The organism is Paraglaciecola sp. (assembly GCF_039943935.1).
Lineage (GTDB): Bacteria > Pseudomonadota > Gammaproteobacteria > Enterobacterales > Alteromonadaceae > Paraglaciecola.
The window spans coordinates 281753-304484 of the sequence record NZ_JBDUZQ010000021.1; the positions used below are offsets into that span (position 1 = coordinate 281753).

General features: G+C 40.3%; 19 protein-coding genes and 1 pseudogene. 9 read left to right on the top strand and 11 right to left on the bottom strand.

The window, feature by feature from the left end:
• Nucleotide 1 precedes the first annotated feature (1 nt).
• The 3 genes from ABJD71_RS13310 to ABJD71_RS13320 are packed head-to-tail and all read right to left on the bottom strand — an operon-like array spanning nucleotide 2 to nucleotide 2011.
• Nucleotides 2-295, bottom strand: coding sequence for a YfcL family protein (locus tag ABJD71_RS13310; RefSeq protein WP_348144847.1), 294 nt, complete (start codon nucleotides 293-295; stop codon nucleotides 2-4).
• Entirely contained in the window at nucleotides 292-1464 is a 1173-nt protein-coding gene (locus ABJD71_RS13315; protein WP_348170136.1) for an ATP-NAD kinase family protein, read from the bottom strand. The genes ABJD71_RS13310 and ABJD71_RS13315 overlap by 4 nt, the downstream gene beginning before the upstream one ends.
• Complete coding sequence (locus tag ABJD71_RS13320) at nucleotides 1454-2011, bottom strand: elongation factor P hydroxylase (protein WP_348170497.1); 558 nt, start codon at nucleotides 2009-2011, stop codon at nucleotides 1454-1456. Before ABJD71_RS13320 ends, ABJD71_RS13315 begins: the two co-directional genes overlap by 11 nt.
• Before the next feature lie 165 nt (nucleotides 2012-2176).
• On the opposite strand from ABJD71_RS13320, the gene ABJD71_RS13325 reads away from it, so the two are divergent.
• Genes ABJD71_RS13325 through ABJD71_RS13335 form a run of 3 tightly spaced genes read left to right on the top strand, consistent with a single transcriptional unit; the run spans nucleotide 2177 to nucleotide 4505 of the window.
• Entirely contained in the window at nucleotides 2177-2899 is a 723-nt protein-coding gene (locus ABJD71_RS13325) for a sugar-binding protein (protein WP_348170139.1), read from the top strand.
• 5 nt (nucleotides 2900-2904) lie between these two features.
• Nucleotides 2905-3357, top strand: coding sequence for a thioesterase family protein (locus tag ABJD71_RS13330; RefSeq protein ID WP_348170142.1), 453 nt, complete (start codon nucleotides 2905-2907; stop codon nucleotides 3355-3357).
• Nucleotides 3354-4505, top strand: a complete 1152-nt coding sequence (locus ABJD71_RS13335; RefSeq protein ID WP_348170145.1) for a retropepsin-like aspartic protease — start codon at nucleotides 3354-3356, stop codon at nucleotides 4503-4505. Before ABJD71_RS13330 ends, ABJD71_RS13335 begins: the two co-directional genes overlap by 4 nt.
• A 219-nt stretch (nucleotides 4506-4724) precedes the next feature.
• On the opposite strand, the gene ABJD71_RS13340 is transcribed toward ABJD71_RS13335, so the two are convergent.
• The 7 genes and pseudogenes from ABJD71_RS13340 to ABJD71_RS13370 all read right to left on the bottom strand — a co-directional run bounded on the left by ABJD71_RS13340 (nucleotide 4725) and on the right by ABJD71_RS13370 (nucleotide 15355).
• Nucleotides 4725-5072 carry a GFA family protein gene (locus tag ABJD71_RS13340; protein ID WP_348170148.1) on the bottom strand — a complete coding sequence of 116 codons (348 nt, stop codon included), beginning with the start codon at nucleotides 5070-5072 and terminating at the stop codon, nucleotides 4725-4727.
• A gap of 205 nt (nucleotides 5073-5277) precedes the next feature.
• Nucleotides 5278-6150 (bottom strand): alpha/beta hydrolase, encoded by an 873-nt coding sequence (locus ABJD71_RS13345; protein ID WP_348170151.1) that lies wholly within the window; start codon nucleotides 6148-6150, stop codon nucleotides 5278-5280.
• Nucleotides 6151-6431: 281 nt separating this feature from the next.
• Nucleotides 6432-6878: a GNAT family N-acetyltransferase gene (locus tag ABJD71_RS13350; protein WP_348170154.1), complete on the bottom strand. Its 447-nt coding sequence runs from the start codon at nucleotides 6876-6878 to the stop codon at nucleotides 6432-6434.
• A gap of 671 nt (nucleotides 6879-7549) precedes the next feature.
• Complete coding sequence (locus ABJD71_RS13355) at nucleotides 7550-8698, bottom strand: hypothetical protein (RefSeq protein ID WP_348170157.1); 1149 nt, start codon at nucleotides 8696-8698, stop codon at nucleotides 7550-7552.
• 717 nt (nucleotides 8699-9415) lie between these two features.
• Nucleotides 9416-9664, bottom strand: a pseudogene (locus ABJD71_RS13360) (IS110 family transposase); the annotation flags it as partial.
• A 539-nt stretch (nucleotides 9665-10203) separates the two neighbouring features.
• Nucleotides 10204-13668, bottom strand: a complete 3465-nt coding sequence (locus ABJD71_RS13365) for a chondroitinase-B domain-containing protein (protein WP_348170159.1) — start codon at nucleotides 13666-13668, stop codon at nucleotides 10204-10206.
• A gap of 832 nt (nucleotides 13669-14500) precedes the next feature.
• Entirely contained in the window at nucleotides 14501-15355 is an 855-nt protein-coding gene (locus tag ABJD71_RS13370) for a PA4780 family RIO1-like protein kinase (protein ID WP_348147107.1), read from the bottom strand.
• Nucleotides 15356-15609: 254 nt separating this feature from the next.
• Here ABJD71_RS13370 and ABJD71_RS13375 point away from each other — a divergent pair, with 254 nt between their 5' ends.
• Nucleotides 15610-16884: a nitrate- and nitrite sensing domain-containing protein gene (locus tag ABJD71_RS13375; RefSeq protein WP_348170162.1), complete on the top strand. Its 1275-nt coding sequence runs from the start codon at nucleotides 15610-15612 to the stop codon at nucleotides 16882-16884.
• Nucleotides 16885-17637, top strand: a complete 753-nt coding sequence (locus ABJD71_RS13380) for an SDR family oxidoreductase (protein WP_348170165.1) — start codon at nucleotides 16885-16887, stop codon at nucleotides 17635-17637.
• A gap of 35 nt (nucleotides 17638-17672) precedes the next feature.
• Here the strand turns inward: ABJD71_RS13380 and ABJD71_RS13385 are convergent, their stop codons facing one another.
• On the bottom strand, nucleotides 17673-19199 hold the full coding sequence (locus tag ABJD71_RS13385) for a VCBS repeat-containing protein (protein WP_348170168.1): 1527 nt from the start codon (nucleotides 19197-19199) through the stop codon (nucleotides 17673-17675).
• Between the two features lie 192 nt (nucleotides 19200-19391).
• On the opposite strand from ABJD71_RS13385, the gene ABJD71_RS13390 reads away from it, so the two are divergent.
• The 4 genes from ABJD71_RS13390 (at nucleotide 19392) to ABJD71_RS13405 (ending at nucleotide 22702) form a co-directional block, all read left to right on the top strand.
• Nucleotides 19392-19778 (top strand): MerR family transcriptional regulator, encoded by a 387-nt coding sequence (locus ABJD71_RS13390; protein ID WP_348170171.1) that lies wholly within the window; start codon nucleotides 19392-19394, stop codon nucleotides 19776-19778.
• Between the two features lie 57 nt (nucleotides 19779-19835).
• A complete protein-coding gene (locus ABJD71_RS13395; protein ID WP_348170174.1) occupies nucleotides 19836-20702 on the top strand; it encodes a PhzF family phenazine biosynthesis protein in 867 nt (288 codons plus the stop codon).
• Between the two features lie 132 nt (nucleotides 20703-20834).
• Entirely contained in the window at nucleotides 20835-21656 is an 822-nt protein-coding gene (locus ABJD71_RS13400) for a hypothetical protein (RefSeq protein ID WP_348170177.1), read from the top strand.
• A gap of 149 nt (nucleotides 21657-21805) precedes the next feature.
• Nucleotides 21806-22702, top strand: a complete 897-nt coding sequence (locus ABJD71_RS13405) for a tetrahydrodipicolinate N-succinyltransferase N-terminal domain-containing protein (protein WP_348147083.1) — start codon at nucleotides 21806-21808, stop codon at nucleotides 22700-22702.
• Nucleotides 22703-22732: the final 30 nt, after the last annotated feature.

Sequence of the window (22732 nt, forward strand, 5' to 3'; positions counted from 1 at the left end):
TTTATTGCAAAAAAGTATTCCAAAGTGACCACACTTGCTTTTGGTCATCCGCTTCTAGCTCATTGGCAGCAAACGCTTTATTTAAGCTTTGCTCCATCAATTCTTTAAATTGCATTATGGTTTCAAACCCCTCTAGTGAGCTTTGGCCCGCAACAACAGCAAAGTGTCCTTGCAGATAGCTGGCAGTAAAAAGCTGCTCGTCAGTGCCATGCTGCACAACATTATCTAGATAATGTTCAACTTGCTGGGTAAATTCTGCTAAATCCGAACTAAAATTTGTTGTCACTTGGCTCACACGTGTTCCTCATTTTCATCTTTAAAATTAGCCACAGGATATAACACTTGGTCATGATACCCAGTCACTATGGGTATTAACCCTGCCAGTTGTTCATCTAAACTAGGCTCACCCGAATCCACAATTAATGGACGACCCGACAGGTTATTCAATTTACTTTTACTTGCCACTAAAATTATATTTTCTTTGCCTAAGGCTTGTAAAAAATCTGCACTGAGTTGCTGATTACCCCGCCCAATAATATGTCCTTGGCCACCAATTAACGTAATCACCAATTTACAGGGTTTGTTTGCGGTCAGACTTAACAACTGTTGTGCGGTCAGATCTTTTGCAAGCAGCTTTTGATTTTGCACAAGGTCAACCCCTAACAGAGTATTGTCTAAATTCAGTTCTTCCATAATAGCATTCACGGTCGACCCAGAACCCATCACAAAAAGATGTTCTGGGTGGTCATCCATTACTTCAATTAAATGTGCACCAATATCAGCAAGCACTAACTCATCAGACTCTTTACCGCCCATTTTAACGGCTTGAATATAGCGCAATTCAGTGGGTACTAACATCTCGCCATATTGACGGGCGTTTACCCTGCCTTTTCGAAAGAGCTCTTCGTCAATGTCCATCACTTCTGAGTCACTTACACTTACTAGGTCACCAGCAACCACTTGCTTTAATACTCTACCTGCTGCTTGTGGGGTAACTGCATATACGGCCGAGTGAATTTTGCACCCAGCAGGCACACCAAGCACAGGCACCCTATTACCAATCACAGCGCACAAATTACGTGCTGTACCATCACCACCAGCAAACAAAATTAAATCCACTTTGTTTGCTACCAGCACCGCCGCTGCCGCTTCTGTATCTTGGCCTTCTGTTTGCGCTTGCTTGGGTTCATAAACGACTATGTATTGAAACCCCATTTGCTTAACGACTTGCTCACCCATTTCGCCACCGGCAACATATAAGGTCACCTTATCTTTTAGTGGCAGTAAACATTCAAGAGCTAAGCTTGTTTTATACATGGCTTTTTTTTCAGCGCCTAGCGCGAGTGCTTTATCGCGCACATCTTTACCATCACTGCCTTTTAAAGCAACAGCCCCACCAATCCCCGCAAAAGGATTGATTAAAAGTCCTAGCTTAAAATTACTGTCAATATGACTAGATGGCATTCACTACCTCCAAGCGCTTAATATCAGTCGTACCATAAAATGTTTGTAACACCTCGATAAACTGTTGTGCTCGAGGTGGAAACCCAAGGTCTATATATTGTGTCAATTGTTGCTTTACCGCAGCCTGAAATTTCTCAGCGTTAACTGGGGCACCATTCAAATTGTCTGTACTGACTCTAAATGACTTACCCGCTGCCAGCGAAAATGCCCATTCAATGGCTTGAGGTTTAACTTCTACCTTTTCAAACTCAGCTTGTTGCTCTGCATCACGGCCATCTGGGCAATACCAATATCCATAATCTTCTAATAACCGCCTAGCCTTGCCAGCTATGCACCAATGGGCGATTTCATGAAGTGCACTTGCAAAATAACCATGGGCAAAAACAATTTGATGCTTATTGTCTGCGGTTTTAGCTGGGATATAAATAGGTTCGTCTTCCCCTTTAACTAACAGGGTTCTTTCACTTTCAGAAAAAGTCTTATGGAAAAGCTCAATCAAGTCTTGGTAACGATGGCACCTAGCTTGACCATCCTTAAAATCAGGCATAGTTTGAGGTGTATATTTCTGTGTGGGGGCTTTCTGCATCATAGGGCCGGCATTTTACCCGTAAATACCAACAAAGTGTAATGGGCCGGTACAACTTTACTATTGTTTTCGTTTGCGGTTTACGCCAAGCTATTGCAAAAATACCCCAAAATTAGAGAGCCCAACTTGCTTAGTAAATATCTATTGTTAACCAGTTTAATATGTACTCCCCTTGCCGCGAATGAGATCGCCTTTACGTCAACTAAAATTGAAATAGACGGCATAGCAGAGTCAACCTGGGATCAAGCCAAGTGGCATAACATGTCACACCTAATTCAAGGCGAAAAACCGACTAGTGACGATTTTTCGGGCCGCTACAAAGTGTTATGGGATAACCAATACTTATACCTACAAGCTGAGCTAGTAGATGATGTACTAATAGATAAAATAGCCGATCCATTAGACCGTTACTGGGATGACGATGCCCTAGAAATTTTTATAGATAGTGACGCATCAGGTGGAAACCACCAATTTAACCATACTGCCATGGCCTATCATATTGCCCTAGACAACCAAGCCATTGATATTGCTGAAGACAAAAGCCCGCGAGATTTTAATGATCACCTTATTAGTCAATGGAAACGCAGTAGCACCGAGCCTAACCATATTATTTGGGAAGTAGCGATTAGGCTTTACCCCAATGACTTTACCGATGCCAAGCCACTACCAGCCATACCTTTGGTTGCCGGGCAAAAAATAGGCTTTATGTTGGCCTATTGTGACAATGATGGTAGCGATATCAGGGAGCACTTTGTGGGTTCACACGGGATTAAACCCGTAAATGGTGACAAAAACCGAGGTTGGATAGACGCTGGGGTATTTGGCCAATATACGCTCAAAAACCAATAACTCCGATGAATTGGCTGCACCCTAATCCATTTTTGCACACCTGGGCAATTGGCCCAGAGCACATTGATCACTATCATCATGTCAATAATGTGGCCTATGTAAAGCAGCTAGAGGTCACTTCATGGTCACATTCAAATCAACTAGGCCTGACCATAGAACAATATCAAGAAATTGATAGAGGCATGGCCATAAGTCGGCACGAGATAAACTATTTGGCGGCCGCCCATGAAGGTGATGTCATAGACTGCGCAACTTGGATAGTGTCTTGTGATAGTAAAATAAAGTTGTCGAGGCAATTTCAATTTATGAGACGTCGCGACAACGCTACCTTACTCACAGCCCAAACCGACTTTGTATGCATTGAATTATCTACAGGCTTGCCCAAAAGAATGCCTAAAGCGTTTTCATCTGTTTATGGCCCTGCTTGTATCTCTGCTGCGCCGGAGCTCAAGAAGTGAACCGGTGGCACACCATACTAGTGTTGTTGCTAACCCTATCCATTAGCTTAAACGTATACCTATTCTTTTCTATTTTTACTGAAAAAACCTTAAGCTCTACCCTCAGCCTAACAGAAAACACCGAGCAGCAACCCATCACTCAGCCAATCGTTAGGCAGTCAGATGCAGACCAAAGCCATTCTATTAAACGTTTTAAAAACCAAGCAAATGACCAGGCCACCTCTGACCACATTACAGACAGAGAACAATTACTAGAGCAAGCCAATGAATGGCTACAGAATAAAGAGTTTGCGCCGCTTATTCCTTTTCTGCAGAATTACTTAAAGGCCCACCCTCAAGATATGGCGTTTTTGCTGATTGAAGCCAAAATGAAAGTAGAAACCGAATTACTCAGCGACGCCATTAGTCACTATTACGACCTACTACGCAGCCCCATGACGGCGGCACAGCAAACCGAAGTACAACAACAAATTACTAAACTCACCCAAACCACCATCACCCAGTTAGAGCGCAACTACTCTTGGGATATTTTGGCCATGTTTGTTGAGCCTTTATTACAACTAGAACCCACCAGCAGATTATATATTTTGTCTTTAGCCACAGCCTATGCCCAGCAACTACAAGCCGGGTTAATGGAAAACGTCTTAGGGGCATTAGACTATTACGACCCAGACGCACAAAAAGTCAGACAAATAGTATTAGCACAGCTGCCTGCAGAGCAAGCGACAACACCAGAAGAGCAAACACAACCCCCACAAAATGAAGTAATTGCCCCTTCAATTCCCCTTAAACAAGTCAGAGACCAATACCTAGTTAGTGGCGCATTAAGTGGTAACCCAGTGAACCTGTTAATAGACACAGGAGCATCTATCACGGCTATTTCTGAGCAGTACTTTGACAAGCTAAGTAATCGCATTAAAATCAATCATCTAGGGCGTTTTACCATTGGCACCGCAGGGGGCAGTGTGATGGCAAGCATCTATGAATTTCGAGAATTGACACTACAACATGTCACAGTCAAAAACCTACCCGTAGTAGTATTGCCAATGGAAGGGATCAGCAATGCAGACGGCTTACTAGGAATGAATTTTCTGCGGGAGTTTGATTTTAAAATTGATCAAAAAAATGCACTAATGTTTATTGAGTAACGCTAATCAAATAGAGCAGTATCAAGCAGGCTTAGATGTACCAATAATGGTCATTGCGGGTCTTAAATTGTAACCTCATCTCCCCCCAAAAGCGGACTAAATAACTTAACAAGTTTAACGTTAGACTTAGTGAAAAATGATACGTTTCAGCAAACCCGACGAAAAAATTGTAGCGATTTAAGGTCGGATTAATTAGATTGTTATGAGTTTTTATGCTCATTACTTCATCGCTGTACCAACAGTAGCCCGAACCGGAATACCTTCAGAGTTAAAACCTTCAAGGCAGAACACATTTACACCATAATAGTCAGGTGTAACTCGTTTTCTGTGAAATGGATAAATGCCGCACGTTTTACAAAAATAGTGTTCAGCTGTATTTGTATGAAACTGATAAGTGCTTAGGTTTTCTTCACCAGAAATAATTCTCATGAAATTTTCATGAACTTTAACCATAAGCGCATTTTTCTTTACGCAGATTGAACAGTCACATGTAGTTAATTCGGGAAAGTCACTATCAATTTCGAATTGGACGGCATTGCAGTGACAAGATCCTTTATATGTTTTCATTTGCTCCCCATTTTACTACTCATAGCAAGGGTGTAAAACAGCCCTCACCTTGAAATTTATTATCAATAATTAGCCTAATTTGAAGAACTTACATACCCCCCAAATAATAACATAGCAAAGGTAGTGCACTTCAACCTTGAAGCAGGAGTAGATGGCTAAATCAGAAAATCAATGTCTCTGCCCCCAATTGCTACTCATGGTGTATCTAACTATTTTGTTTAAAGTATTTATCTATATCATCGGCAACAGATACGTCTCCTGCAAACCAAGGATGCAGCTTGAGCAAAATATTAGTGTGATTAATCGCTTGGTCGTAGAGTACAGTTTTGTGCTTAATATTAAATTGCTTTAAGCCTTGCGCCATTATTTCAAGATTAAACAAACCAACAGTTGTGTCGCCCGCGCCATATAGCATAATCATAGGTGGCTCATTGCCATTTACATGGTTAGCAATACGCATAGTATCGAAGTTTTCTGGACCAAAAATATCAATATACTCTTGTTCTTTGGGGGTGAAGTTATACGGCCCAGCCACACCGCCCACGCCTTTGATAACATCGGTTGTTAGCCCTAGTTGATTTAGGTATTGGTCATCTGTGGCCAACATGACACTGATATAGGCTCCAGCAGAGTGGCCGACTAAATGAATTTGCTCAGCATCACCACCATGCTGACGTATGTTGTCTGCAACCCATTTAATGGTTGATGCGCCATCATGCACAAATTCGGGAAACCTTCCTTCTGGAAATAGCACATAATTTGGAATGACTACCGTGTAGCCTTTTCGCACAAAGCTATCGGCAACAAACTCAAAATATACTTTGTCTCCCCAGCTCCAACCGCCGCCAAAAAAGAACACTATAACAGGTGCATTTTGGTCCCCGTTGGTTGCCTTATATATATCCAATTTTTGCCATGGTTTAATACCGTAAGATATATCCCGCTCTACATCATATGAGCGAGTAATCGCAATACTGCTATTGATTATTCTAAGCCAAGTCGCAGCTGAATCATGCACCAAGCTAATGCCCAAGGCCAAAAAGGGTAAGGCAATCAGTGCTACGTAAATTTTTTTCATATGGTTTGAAATTGCCTTTGTAGGTTTGAATAGTTATGAGCAGATATAGGGCTAACCCCGTTGCAATTGAGCTGACATTAATCTAATGAAAACTGACAAGCTCAAGCCTCAATATAATTACATAGACACCCTAAATAACAACTTAATAAGGAGTATCTACAAGACTAATTTGGCTTTAGGAGACTGAGGCACAACACACAATCCTTGGGTGTTTGAATGCCTTGAGGATTGGAATAAAACTAAGGTTTAGCTAACTTTAAAAATGTAATTTTTTTTACTACTTATTTGTACACATCTGGTTGATGCAATTCCATAAAAGATTCTGGAGAGCTTAAAGCTTTAAAACCAAATTGCTCGTAAAGGCCATGTGCATCACTTGTAGCAAGTGCCATACGTCGAATACCTTGTAAGTCTGGATGAGCAACAATGACTTGCATAAGCAACTTACTTAAACCTTTGCCTCTATGCTCTTCTAATACGAAAACGTCAGCTAAGTATGCAAACGTTGCCGAATCAGTCACCATACGAGCAAAAGCTACTTGATTACCGCACTCAGTAAAAACACCAAAGCATAAAGAATTATTTATAGCTTTTTCCATTAACATAAATGGAATACCTTTAGCCCAATAAGAGTTAGATATATAACCATGTATTACAGCTAAATCCATATCTTTTAAATCTGAGCTAGTTCTATAACCTGAAACCAATGCAAACTCCTTGATAAGCATAACGAGGCTGTAGATTAACCCCTTTAAACTTTTTAATTTTATTCACTAACTTACATAGACACCGAAAATAATAAATTACTTAAATACTTTCCAATCAACAAGCATAAAGTGGTTTGAATAAGCTCTTCCGTGGTTGTCTACAGTTGGGTTTGAGAATAATTTGGCTTTTTCGCGATTGAGGCATAACACACCATTCTTGGTTGTTTGAATGTCTTAAGGATTGGAATAAAACTAGTAGAGAGGGCTAAATCAGAAAATCAACATCTCTGACCCCATTGATTAAACATCTCTGACCCCATTGATTAATTACTTTCCAATCAACAAGCATAAAGTCGTTTGAATAAGCTCTTTCGTGGTTGTCTACAGTTGGGTTTGAGAATAATTTGGCTTTTTCAAGACTGAGGCATAACACACCATTCTTGGTTGTTTATATACCTTAAGGCTTAGAAAAAACGGTGGAGATGGCTAAATCAGAAAATCAACGTCTCTAATCCCATTGTTTGGTCAACAGCGGTCATTGCGCATTTTTGATTGTTACTTCAACTATACGTCCAAAACGGACTTAATAATTTAACATGTTAAAAGGGATACTTGATGACAAATGGTTCATTGCAGCGAACCTGTCCCTGCAGGTTTTCAACATTGACACATAAAGAGATAGTCGATAAATATTAATTCAATCGACCATTTCTCTGGGGTTTTTCTTTTGGAATTTCAAACTTTTTCAATATTTCCAATATCAGTTCATGTGTGTTTATTGGGTAAGAGTCTGTATTCTCTTTAGAGAAATTTTTAGGGCCAAAAATTCTTTTAGCAATGTCAATTTTTAACAGGTGTTGCTTGTCTTCAGGAAGTGATGCCAAATATGGAGTAATAGATTTTAAATCTAATGATGTTTGTAAGTGGATATATTGCTGTTCTCTATGTTTTGCAGACTCTCTTGCTAGATACGCTGCGGGAACAGAAAGAAATATCGCAAGAACAACTCTAAATAATGAATTAAACAAATTAAAAGAGTCGGTTGTTGTTTCCCAAAAAGAATAGCCAACAACTAGTACAATTAATGTCATGCAAAAGATAGCCGCAAATCTAAGGTTGTCAGCCATACTTTTTTCATCTACAGCACTTTTGTCGAAATCTCCAGCCACCGTTTTGCCTGACGCATGACTCAGTAAGCTGTCTATTTGTTCTTGCTTTTCACTTATGATATTTATTGAATCATCATAAGCTTTTTGAATTGCGTCCAATTTCTCTTCGACATTTTGTTCGACCTCTTTAGCTTTTTCTCCAATTAGCGAAATTCTAGACTCATTTTCACTTAAAAGCTTTTTTATGCGATTATCATGTTGTTTCTGATTATCCATAATAAGTTTAAGTTCATTTTGAATATCAATAGGTAATCCATTGGAATTTAAAGAGTCTTCATTTTTTATGGAACGCGTAAATACCTGTTTTAGATTATCATCAAACTCGCCAAGAGTAGCCGGACGTGCATTTATTCTTTTAATTATTTCTCTTGTAGTTTGCTTTATGTGATCTGCGAGTTCTTTTATCTCATCAGTGATGTTTTGCGTCCTACTGACTATACTGCCAATATTTCCTGCATGCACTAGTAGGTTTTTAGCGCTTCTAAAAACATTTTCATCAATTTGACTTGTAGCAGCAACCTTTTCAAATACAGGGATGATACTGTCATACCTGTCAAACGAATCCTTAATTCCGGCTGTAATCTCAATCGTACTTAAAAGCTCGCGTAACAAGGCAATATCTTTAACTATTGCATTTATTCCGTTAAAAATTTCTTCTAATGATTCATTCATAATAAATTATTCACCTGCATTGGTTTTTGATTCTCATTAGATTGAGATAGCGAAAGATAATAAAAATAGAGTAAAAAATATTACACTGCAATCTACACTTTTACTCACAATGAGTTACACGGACAGCTATGTTAGCTTTATTCATTGGGGAATGGTATTACATGAAGATTTTCAATTCCTTATGCCGAAAACAAAAAAACTCGTAATTGTTTACGAAAACCTGTGGGTGCAAGTTCGCTGAAACATCTCATTTGTCACCAAGTATACCGTTTAACCTGTTGGGTTATTTAGTACACTTTGGGTCGAAAACTGACCTTAACCCAGACTATCAGACAATTTCTAATATGTCTGCAAATCGCTCATAGCAGAGCCTAGTAAATGCTTACATGGACATATATGGTCACTCCCGTTTGATCAACAGGTTTTAATTTTTTCTTTTCAAACGTTCTAAGGTTACGTTGTCATATCAAGTCTCTTCCTCACACAAACAGTGTTGGCATACGATAAAATACGGTCTTGTGACATATATCCGGCACCTTTTATGGCGACTTTCTGCTCGCCGTGCCCTCATGAGTTTCAATTGAAGTCTTATAAGCCTATGCACCCATATTGCCTCGAAGGCAGCTGTCCAGCTGAGGTTCCAAATAAGACATAACCGTTTAAATCATCAATGCTCGTTACCGATTGTGGTGCTGTGTTTAATCTGTATATTGCGTTTTATGCGCAGGCTTTTTTAACGTCGAATTCAACTTCTTTAGCCATGACTACCCAAATTATCCTTGCTAGCTTATTGGCCAAAGCGACGACCGCTTTACAGCCGTGCATACGCTTTTTAATGTGTTGTGCCCAGCGTCTCAGGTTATCATCGGTTTTGTTGCACCAGTTCAACACCGCACGGGCCCCTAAAATCAACATTTTGCGTAAGCTCTGATTGCCTCGTTTGGTTATGCCTCCCATACGGGATTTATCACCGCTGGCAAAAAGGCTTACAGGCTTACATGGACACCCATGATAATTAACTGCTTAACAACCTAAGGTTTTAAATCAGCGCAGTTGATTTAGCAGGTAAAGGTTAGTGCTAAGCGAGCTGATGGGCTCAAGCTCAACCTACAAATTACCCACCTATTAGTTGGCTTGTTGAATGTTCGACCATTTAATAAAGAGGCTACAGTTGATTTAGCAGCTAAAGGTCACTGCTAGACAAGCTGATGGCCTCAAGCCCAACCTACAAATTACTCACCCAATAGTTGGCTTATTGAATGTTCGACCATTTAATAAAGAGGCCACAGTTGATTTAGCAGTTAAAGGTCACTGCTAGGCAAGCTGATGGGCTCAAGCCCAACCTACAAATTACCCACCCATTAGTTGGCTTGTTGAATGTTTAAGGCAAGGCATTCTAAAATAGGGCTATGGTGATTTGAAATTAAACTTATTCATAAAAAAGGGCCTTTCGGCCCTTCTTAACATACTTTCTACAATCATTAAGTTACATTCAAGAGGCCTTTTTACAAAGATGGATGTGATACTAATCTAAAGCTATCAACATAAACTTCTGAACCGTCTTCTGGTGTCCCTTGTGAGGTTAAACTAAAGTCATCTATGCGGATATCGTCACCTAAGGTAGATTGATATTTTGCAAAAATGGTAATGCTTGAGTTAGCACCTGAGTTAAACGTTAGGGTGTCTGGCCTAAAGTCATCATCGCCTTCATTTTCGTCTGACAGATTGCCAAAAACAGAGTCTTTTGACGCGATAACATTGCTGCTGTCAAAGTCTCCATCCACTACGGCATCACCAGTATGGGCACCAAATAACACAGTTGCATCTTGCTCATCACTGCTTTTGAGTAAAATATACATAGTTAAGGTGTATTCAGTATTAGGTTCAACCGTTACCGTTTGAGCTATGTATGGGTCGTAAGGTGTACCACTATCATCATCATTGTATTTGAATTTAATAGAGCCATTATTACCTGACGCAGAGTTATCTGAATCTTGAACTTGACCAATCCCCGTGCCTTCATTCACTACCCAATCGTCTTGATCATTATCAAAGTTAGGGTTTTCAATATCTGTGCTCAATAACACTGAGTCATCAATTGAAGCAGAAATTTCTACACTGGTAGCCGTACCTGAATTAAAGCTGACTGTCGTGAAGTTATAATTATCAGAGTTTGATTCAGCTGAGTACATCACACCACCCACATCAGCACTCAGTTTACCCGGGCCAGAAATATAAGCCGACAAAGTATAATTGGTGTTCTCTTCGGTGGTAAGGGTTTGTGTTATTGAGTCTGTGGCACTGTCAAATTTGACACTGCTTCCCCTTGAGAATACTTCATCAGTATCTGTGGTTATTTCTGCGCCTGTGTTAGTCCAACCAGTAAAGTTTTGAGAGTCAAAGTCATCATTACTAATGGTTACCTGAGCAATATAAGGCGTACCGACAGGTGCGGTATAACTTAGCGGCCCAACTAAATCAGGTGTTAACAAGCCCCGCATATCTGTTGCAGCTAGCACTTCTGATAGTATTTCATCAGCACCAGATACAGTACTGTCAGAACGAGTCTGCCCGTCCATATCTTTTGTAGGTAGTGCAAAGCTGCCAATATCCGCTGTTAAATCAGCAGACAAGTCTGCGCTATTTTCGGTGGGGCGATATAAACCATCACTGTCTGCACTTAACATGGGGTCAGCAAAGGTAAACCCGTCAACACTGACTACGTCTTCGTCATCAGCAAGGCTCTGCCCGTATATATAGTTGCCAGCAAATATTGAGTTATTAGGCATTTCGTCAGCATTTCTAAACACTGGGCCAATAGCATCAGCAACTACATTATTCACAAAATAAACACTATCAGGATTGTCATCTTGGTTGCCAGCAAACAGATTAATACTATTAACGCTGTCAACCACTGTGTTGTTGGCAACTAATACATTTTCTACATCTTGGTAACCATTTGAGGTTGAGCCATCTGATGCACTTATTAAAATACCACCATAAAAACCTGAACTAGGATTACGGGCACCTTGAATATAGTTGTTGGTTACGCTGTGGTTAGCATCGACTATTCTTACGCCACCCGCAAATGGGTTGCCGTCACCAATAATATAATTATTATCGATAGTGGTACCTTCGCCGTGGCGACTGACGATTGAGCCTCGGCTGTTACGAATAGTGTTATGTGCAACCGTTACACCACCCGCTTTCACTGAGATAACTTCAGCTTCGCCATCTATACGTTCAAAATAGTTATGTTCAACCACCGCAAATGAATCACTAGTATGGGTAGAGCTGGTGCCAATTCGAATACCTTCATATTCGTTGTCGCTATTATCAGCATAAGCTACGCCGCCAATAGGTGGGCGGTCTGCAAAATAGTTGTGGTCAATTTGCGTTCTGTCTTCTGTGCCAGGATCATCACCTCGTTCTACAATAAACAGTGCTCCGCGGGTTTCTTTGCCTGATACCCAGTTATGGTCAAAGCGGTTACCACTGCCATAAATTTGGAACCATTTGGTGCTGTTGTCTTGGCCAGCATCCATATTCACAAAGGTGTTTTCAGTGATGCGACAGTTATTACATGCTGTATTACTGTTAGCTCGGGTCTGCAATAAACTGCTATCCATGTTGCCATCTTTAAATACAAAGCCTTGAAAAACAGCATACGAACCTGTCATTCCAATTGAAGATTCACCATTAATGATGACTTCACCTGGTACTTCTGCAGCGACAGTAATGGGCAAGGCTTCTGTTCCTGCGCCACCAAAGCTCAGCTCGAAGTCGCCGTAAGTGCCTGAAGCTAAACATACGGTTTCGCCCGGTGTCATATCATAACTAACCGCATCTTCTAATGCGCCTGTAGAGCTTACGGTGACAGTACAGTTAACGGCAGGTACGCTATCGTTGTCACCAATACTTCCCTTCGTTAACTCGGTAGTTGTACTGCTAACACCAGAAATGGTAATTGAAATAGTAGCACTACTACCATCAGCTGAACTTACGGTAATCTCATCGACCACACTATCAGAATCAGACGCCAAACCTAACACTGTGGTATTGGTGGTATCTAAGGTGTACGTCCACATGCCATCGGCGGCTATCGAAAATGTACCGTAGTTGGTTGCCACTGAAGTCTGCGGGGTAAAAACAGCTTCATCTGTATCTTCGTCAGTGATAGTTAACCCACCACTAATAGCAGAGCTCTCATTATTACTGATTGACGAGCTGTCTACGCCATTACCTGTGCCAAAAGTAGGGTCATCATTTACCCCGCTTATGGTAATAGTCAAAGTAATCGCCGTACCATCCACAGAGCTGACGGTGATGGTGTCATCTACACTGTCGTTGGCACCTAAAGCAATTAACGTAGCATTGGTATTGTCTACTGTGTATGTCCACTGTCCGCCAGCGCTTACAGTGAAGCTACCATACGACGTAGCCACTGCACTTTGGGCCACCGCCTCATCTTCTCCTGAGTCTGGGTCGGTAACCACTATCGTTCCGGTGGTAGTGGTGCCATCTGCATTCAGGCTCCCGGTGCTATCACCAGTAAATTCAGCAGGCGTATTTGTGCTATCCACTCCAGAAATGGAAATAGCAATGGTGGTAGTGGTGCCATCAACCGAGGTCACAGTAATTGCTTCAGATAAGTTGCTAGTACTGCCAACTAGGGCTAATACATCTGAATTAGTAGCGTCTAGAGTGTAAGTCCATTGACCTACAGCACTGATGGTAAAGGTTCCATATGAAGTAACAGTATCAGCTTGAGCAAGGGCTGCATCTTCGCCATCATCAGGATCTGAGACAGACAAGGCACCAGAAGTAGTTGTGTCTACAGATGTTAATGAGCCACTCAGATCCCCAGAAAAGGTGGCACTGCTATTTGCTGGAGAGTCATCATCATTACTACTACCACCGCATGCAGATAACGCAGTAACAATTGCTATTGCTAATAATTTTTTGTTCATTATTCATCCTTTGTTTTCAGTATTTAGTCTAGCTTTTCTGAGATCCAAGTTCTCTTATCGCTGTCGACATCTAGATATCAGTAAGTGGTACCTTAACAAAGGATGTTACCAAAATCACACAAAATACATACATTTAAAACAAAAAATTAACACAAATTGGTAATACCAATCCTGATATAGAATTAATATTCATTAAAATCAATTAGATAATATAAATTATTTGGAATAATAACTCTTAAGCAAACGATTTCATTTAGGCAAAAAATTGACCGGATAACAGCACACCTATATAACCAATTTGTAGAAAAATCTAACATCTACAACAACAGCTACTCGTTCATATTGGTAATACTATTACTCAGAAATAACCAACCATGTTCGCTGCTAGCAAACAAAACGTGAAAAATAACTAACTAAAATGAAGTAACCTGAATACTGGATAAGAAGTATCGTTTAAACTTAACTTAACAATATAATTCAATAACTTATTACTATCCGTTCAAGTTTCTTCTTTTAAAGCTTCAATCGATGACGAAATTTTTCGTGTATAGCAAGGCGGATTGTCTTACGTAATAACGTGTTATAACTAGACAATCAAACGCCGCTAGGCACAAAAAGAGCGTTAACGAGAGGTTTGGCTTATCCAGTATTCAGATTAAGTAGGCCTAGTGCATAATGAAAACGCAGAATAGAGGGCAACCTATATTTATCAATAAGGTAAATCAATTGAGTTAAACCGAATATCTTGTTGCAACTTAAACGCAACCTGAAGCTTGTGGCTCAAAGCTACAGGTTAAATTGACAGAGTAATTGGTAAGGGTTTGCTCTGGAGCTATGCTTCGTTAGCGTCTTTAATACGTTCTTGACGAGCTTGCTCTTCAGCAAAAGCGGCTTTGATTTCTTCAAGCACTGAGTCCACATTGGCAGCTTCACCAGAGTCTTCAAAGCTTCCAGTTAGTTGCGTCTCATGGGTCAGCTCTCCGGCTTCAAATATGGCCCACATTTCATCGGCATAACGGGTATGAATTAATTCAGGAGCATACTGGCCATAATACTCGTTCATATTACGCACATCACGTTGCAACATACTAAAAGCATTATTATTTGCGGCAGCATCGACTACTTGTGGCAGGTCAATAATCACGGGGCCGTAATCATCAACTAACACATTAAACTCTGATAAATCGCCATGCACTAAACCCGCACATAACATTCTCATCACATACACCATCATAAGTGCATGATCTTCCTTGGCTTGCTCTGCATCCATAGAGACATCGTTCAATCTAGGCGCAACTTCACCTTCGTCGTCTGTGACTAGCTCCATTAACAGTACACCATCATAACAGCCATATGGCTCGGGTACTCTTACATCAGCTTTAGCCAATTTAAAAAGCGCATCAACTTCAGTGTTTTGCCACGCTTCTTCTTGTTGCTTACGACCAAACTTAGAGCCTTTTTCCATAGCACGAGCTCGGCGAGTATTACGTACTTTTCTGCCCTCTTGATACTGGGCTGCTTTTTTGAAGCTACGCTTCATTGCTTCTTTATAGACCTTGGCGCATCGGACTTCTTTACCACAACGCACTGCATAAACAGTTGCTTCTTTGCCACTCATCAATTGATATAAAACCTCATCAATTAAGCCATCAGCAACCAAAGGTTGTAGTCTTTTAGGTATTTTCATCTGGTCCTATAATTAAGCGACACCAGTCGCTGCAATAATTTCTGCGTAAACGTTGAGGTTATGACATAAATCCTCACACTCCATATTCACCATAGTAACAAAATCAGCAGCCTAATTGGCAAATTAACTTAACCATATACCTCAGTTATTTATATTTTATGGTTATTTCCATAAATTTATTTAGTTAGACTAACCCAAGAATAATAATCCTTTATAGTAAGCACATAAAACTTAAAAAGTAGGCCTAACTAGTAATGAGCGCCCATAGCGACGTCACCAAACGATTTTTATTAGCCACTAAACGCGCTGAAATTAATGCTCTACAATTAGTTGCCTCTAATTGCCAAGTGGTGACAACGGTTTCTGAACTCATCCATCAACTGCAAAAAGAAAGAGGGATCAGTAACATCTTTATAAGCAGTGCAAATAGAAGGTTTGAACAAGAGTATAAAGATCAAATTGATAAGGGAATTCGAGCAGAAGAGTTATTGCGAAGCCAATTAAAAGCTAAATATCTGCACTCAGATGATATATCCAACAATATGCGTTTGTTGAACACCATTACCTTAGCCCTACAAGGGTTAGATTATATTTCAACCCTGAGATACAAGGTACAAAAGCAAGAGCTGACGGCCATAGAGTCAATGCAAGCTTACAACCAACTTATTAAAGGCTTGCTGTCAGTGGTTTTTGAAGCGGCTGATGTAGGCAGTGACCCAAGTATTACCAAAATATTAGTGGCGTTATTTAATTTCATTCAAGGTAAAGAATACGCAGGGCAAGAGCGAGCTTGCGGCGCATTAGGGTTTTCAAAAAGCATGTTCGACCAGTCTCTGTGTGAGAGTTTGATTCAGCTACAACAAGCCCAGACCGATAGTTTTACAACCTTTGAAGAATTTGCTTCGAATCAAGAAAATACCTTATGGCACTCATTACAAGGCAAAGATACAAACAAGCAGTTGCAACAAATGCGTACCATGATTCAACAACTGGCTGATGGCTCAGCGATTTCGTCAGAAATTAGCGAAGTATGGTACGAGCTTACCACCCAGCGTATTGATGGTATGCGAGCAATTGAAGAACAGCTTACTTCAAGGCTATTACAGGTGGCAAAACAACGGGTTGAGCAGGCAGATAAAGAATTATTAGAACATAAAAAACGCGTTAAAAAGTTGAGGCCCAAGTCAACTCTTTCTCCTGAACTCACCTTGGATATGGTGCTCGACATATCCGCTGACAATATCCCTAAAGCCTATAACTCTCAGTTAAATGATCTTGCAGATAACTCCCTATACGATTTACTTCGTGAGCAATCTGAAAATATTAAAAAGATGACAAACGAACTAGAACTTGCGAAACAAGCAATTGCCGAACAGAAAACCATTAACCGCGCCAAACTATTGCTTATGCAACAGCTAAACTACAATGAGTCTCAGGCTCACAGAGCATTGCAAAAACAGGCAATGGATAAAAAGGTAAGCCTAGCTGAAATGGCAAGTTTAATAATAAAAGCAAGTGGTGGAAAATAAATGGCAACAAACAAAGTAGCCATAATTACCGGCGCCAGCCGTGGGATAGGCTCGGCGACGGCGAAGTTGTTTGCCAAGCAAGGTTATGCTGTATGCATCAACTATAAATCTAATAAGCTAGCCGCTGAGTCAATCGCTCAGGCTATCACCTCTGATGGAGGAAGGTGTATCACCATTCAAGCTGATGTGTCCAATGAAACTGACGTGACTAGCATGTTCGCAACAGTAGATAAAACCCTAGGGACTGTATCGGTTTTAATAAACAATGCAGCAATGTTAAAAACGCAATCTCGCCTAGAAAATATGACAGCTGTCCGTATCAACCAAGTACTCACAACCAACATCACAGGATATTTTTTATGTTGCCGCGAAGCGGTAAAAAGAATGTCTACTGCCTATGGTGGCGATGGCGGGGTTATTGTAAACGTATCATCGGCAGCCGCTAGAACTGGCTCACCTAATGAATATATAGATTATGCGGCATCTAAAGGTGCAATTGATACGCTAACAAAAGGGCTATCATTAGAAGTTGCTGCGGAGGGCATACGAGTAAACTGTGTTCGACCAGGATTGATTTATACTGATATGCACGGCGATGGTGGTGAGCCCAAAAGAGTAGAACGTTTAAAAAATGCCATTCCCATGAAACGAGGCGGACAACCCGCAGAAGTAGCTGAAGCTATTTATTGGCTAGCCTCAGACAAATCTTCTTTTGCAACGGGTAACTTTTTAGATTTAGCAGGCGGTTTATAATCAACAGGAATGCTAAACCCTGTTGCAAAAACCTGCTATTTAGCCAACAACACCACTATTTGTTTATGAAGCTCTTCAGCATCGAGTTGCCCATAGTGAATGACTAAATCTGACTTCCCGTCTTTGTTTAAATCTACAGAATCTATAGATGACGCATTTTGTGGCATGGTCATTTTCTGTCTCAAAGAGCGCCTAGCATACGGTTTTTTACCATCTGGGGTGGCAAAGAGTACGCGAATAGCAGAGTCCCCATCAGAAAACAGTATGTCTTTAAATGTATCACCATTTACATCTACCACTTTGATAAGGGGCTCCCCAGTGGCACCTTGAGATAAACTAAAGGTCATTTCTACTTCTTGGCTAACTAAAGGTTTTTTCTGGTATTGGCCATTTTCATCCATGGCAAACACCAATACATCTTGATCGATGCCTCCAGATAAAAGTGCACCTATAATCTGAGAAATACCAATATCAAATGAGGATACAAAGACCTCTTGAATACCATCATCTTCTAAGTCAACAAATGCCAATCCAGATAAAGTTTCATCCCACTCAACACTAGTATTAGCCTCTTCTAAGTACTTAAGTTTTTGTTCTTGTTTCTGCCCAAAATAAAATTCAAATTCGATATTCTTGTCTAATACACCTGAGCTCTGGGTAAACTGTACGGCTAGGTCTGGAATACCATCACCATTGAGATCTGTAATCTCTTTAACAGTACGATGTTCTAAATCGCTTTGATTTAGCCCCCTACCATTAGGACCTTTCATATCCCACCAGTTCAAGCCATGTATAGTTTGTGCCAATGGTATGAATGTTGGCTCTATTGAAAACTGCATATCTGACTGTTGCAGAAAAACCTTAAGGGCGCCTTGCTCCACAATGATTAAATCGCTTTTACCATCGAAGTTCATATCTTCAAAAAAAAGCTCGTTCTCATAAAATGAAACTCGGTCTTCTTCCATTTCTATTCTTGAATCGATAGGCAATTGTTGGGGGTGCCTTAGTCCGCAGCAATCCGACAACCATAAATTAAGAGACTCAAAGCTCTGTAACACTAAGTCGTTTAACCCATCATTATTAATATCCTGAATAAAATTTTGATGAATAAAAACGTCAGCAACATTAACCAAATACAAAGAAGATACTCGCTCTTCCTCAAGCATTTTTGCTGGATGTGACATGTGGGTAGGAATATATCTAGTGACTAAGTCTTTTGATAAAAAATAAAGGCTTTGTAAACCAGTATGATCGACCTCTCCCACATCATAAGCGAATGCTTTAGGGTCAATAGCGATGCTTTCATGTGCAATATATTGCCCTGTCTCAGGGTTTGATTTTAAGATCAACAAAGTACGCTGTTGCTGTTCATCTACCCCCACTACAATTAATTCAATCCCCTCATCAACTAATACATCAGCGGCTAAGACGGGCTGAGTTACTGTAAAGTCTAACGGAATAACTTGTTGCTTAAAAAGTTCGGTATATTTGGCGTGGCTCGGCCAAGCAAACGTCCACAATAACGTGACGAAAACTATAAAGGGCAATGTAAATTTAGACATCTAACTCTGCTACTCCATGTGTATGATTTTAATAATCAGTAATTTACCAAATTCCACTGACAGGTATATGACAATACTGTAAGGGATTAATTCAAACCCCATAACCATGATAATGATTATTTAAAACAACCATACTACTTTTTTTGACATAAAATTCGCAACACTCAGTTACCCAAGCTGCAGGGAACACTATTGCCTGATAAGCTAACCTCAAGTTCATTTGTAGAGTCCAGCAGTATGAAAATTGGAGCTATTAGTAAAGCCACAGGTTTAGGCATTCACACCATTCGATTTTATGAAAAAAAAGGCCTTATCCATCGGGCAAAAAAAGATGATAGTGGTCATAGAGTGTATAACTCTAAAGATGTGGAACTTTTAAATTGGATTGCCTGTATGAAAAACTCTGGCATGCCATTAAGCCGAATCGAAAATTATGCTCACGCCTTTTATAGTGATAACAACCTCGCCAGCTTAAATATTTTAGAAGACCATCTAAACAACCTTTACCAACAACAAGCTGATCTGCAACATTACATCGATGTGACCAGTGAAAAAGTCGCACGGTTAAAAAAGTCTTGACCTAGAGTATGGTCTAGGTAATTACCATGGCATTCCAATCACACAGGAGAAATTAAAATGAACATTAATGTCGCGGTTATGAATTCCTTTACTGATGGTACTACAGGGGGCAACCCAGCGGGTGTAGTGCTTAATGCAGACGCCTTAAATTCGACCCAAAAGCTCACTATCGCACAACGAGTTGGTTTATCAGAAACTGCTTTTGTCTCGGAATCTAGCAGTGCTGATTTCAAACTTGATTTTTTTACACCTGAAAAACAAATCGCCCATTGCGGTCACGCAACCATAGCGACGTTTAGCTATTTATCTCAACTTAATTTAATTGCTAACCCCAAAACATCAAAAGAGACTATCGAAGGTAACAGAGAGATCGAAATAAAAGGCAACTTCGCCTATATGGAACAACTAGCCCCAACATATCAAAATGTAGATTCAGACCATCACGGTATTTTGGAAGCCCTTGGGATCACTCAAAATCAGCTGTTAAACGCTCCAATGATTGCTAACACCGGTAACAGCTTTCTGATTGTTGGGGTCAAAAGTAAAGGTGATTTAACCGCTATAAAACCAAATCAAACACTGATAGCTAACCTTTCAAAAAAATATAATTTAATTGGATTTTATGTTTTTACGACCGAAACCAATCAAGGGAAAAGAGACGCATCAAGCCGAATGTTTGCGCCATTCTATGGCATAGATGAAGAATCGGCCACGGGTATGGCTGCTGGTCCTTTAGCTTGTTACCTACATGATCACTTGGAGATTAACAAAAACACCTTCGTTATAGAACAGGGTTACGCTATGCAACCAGCATCACCGAGTTGTATTGAGGTACTGCTTACACTAAAAAATGACAGAATCACTAAGGTGACAGCAGGTGGAACTGCAACTGTTTCAAAGATGCTAAATATAGAAATAGACTAAATCTAGCCGCTAGCAGACAGACTTAAGTCTGTTAGCGAATACTGCGTTTCCTTGAATCACAATATCCAGTATTCAAACTTCGTCAATTTTAATGTTACTCTAACTTAAATTGCAGATTAAAGGTCCAAAACCTTGTTAAGAATACTCATACTAGTTTCCGCATTATTGACGATAGTAGCCCAAGCGACACCTCATCCATTCGAAACATTAAGTGGTTTAAAACGTTTTGATAAAAACGCTACCCTGCCAAAAGCTGCTATAAACACGTCTACACTGTTTGATATTAAAGGGGTGAAAATTGGAGATAATGTACTATCACAAGCCATTAATCTAGACTCCCAAGGGGGCGACTTAGGTAGGATTCGAGGGGGCTATCGTAGCGATAAAATTCAATTTAGCTTTGACCAAGCTTACTTGGGAACCCGCCTTAATCAGCAGCTATCTCTTTACTTCAACAAAGATAGTGGCTTTATAAATCGTGTTAGTATGAATTATTTATTAAAAGATAGTTATTTCGATATTACCCCAGTAAAAGAGCAAACACTGCAAGCTGTCATCCAAAAATATGGTGCGCCGTTTTCAATGGCGCAAGCCAATGCAATCAGTAATCAACAAAAGGAGAGTGTCTCCTTAGAGCAGTTTATTGATGAGCTGCAAGATGGCGAATCGATACACCCACTCGCTCTTGAATATTTAGAAAATAAAAACATATCTAAAAGTGCAAAGCTTGTAAAAGATGAAGAAGGGTATGCACTCATGCATACCGGTTTTGACCGCTGCTACCTATGGCAACATAACAATTTCACCCAAGTATTAAGCTTTTGCTTTTTTGATAAAAGTGGCGCAAATATGAACGGCAGAGGAGTTGAACTAGAATTGTATAATTTTGCAATTACAGAGGTCATAGCTAAGACACCAGCGAAAAAAGTTACACCTCCACTATTAACCCTTTAAACCTAAAGCAAAACCTCTATTTGGCTACCTTGCAGAATATGCAAGGTGAATAATAGGTTTGGCATAACCTATAAACAAAAATAGGCTGCGAACAAGGTCAATAAAAGGGATAATTGCCCAATAATTAAATCCCTTTTTAGGACAATAGTATGACAATCACTCGTAATGGTCATCGATACCTCGATGTAGAAAGTGGCAAAACCTTAGATGTATGGTTTCCTCGTAGTAATAAATATATTTCTCGTAACTGTTTAGCGAGTAAAGTCGGACTGATCAAAGGTGAGTATGTTGAAATCACTATCGACATAGACGCAAAACCAGAGTCAGCAGAAGACGCATATCTACGTTTACACCTTTTATCAGAATGTGCCGTACAACCTAACCAAATTAACCTTGAAGGTGTGTTTGGTTTATTAACAAATGTAGCCTGGACCTCAGCTGGCCCGGTATTACCTGCAAAAGTTGAAATTTTACGCGAGCTTATTGCTGAAGAAGAACATCACTTAGCAGTGACTTCTATCGACAAGTTCCCAAGAATGACTGACTACGTTATCCCTGAAGGCGTGCGTATTGGCGATGCCGACAGAGTGCGCATGGGTGCTCATTTGGCGTCTGGCAGCACAGTGATGCATGAAGGGTTTGTAAACTTTAATGCTGGTACATTAGGTAGCTCTATGGTCGAAGGGCGTATTTCACAAGGTGTAGTGGTTGGTGATGGCTCTGATATTGGTGGCGGCGCATCAACTATGGGGACGTTGTCTGGTGGCGGTAAAACCATTAACTCTATCGGCAAAAGCAGTATGGTTGGTGCAAACGCCGGTATTGGTATCTCTTTAGGTGACGACTGCATCGTAGAAGCAGGCTTATACGTAACAGCCGGAACTAAAGTCACTACACCTGATGGTGAAGTAGTGGCAGCGCGCCAATTATCAGGTATGGACGGTTTGTTATTCCGCCGAAATAGTCAAACAGGTGTGGTTGAAGCGGTAGTGGCTGACTCATCTAAATGGGGTGGTTTAAACGCTAGCCTACATAGTAACGACTAATTTCGATGTAACTAAGCCCTTAAATCTGAG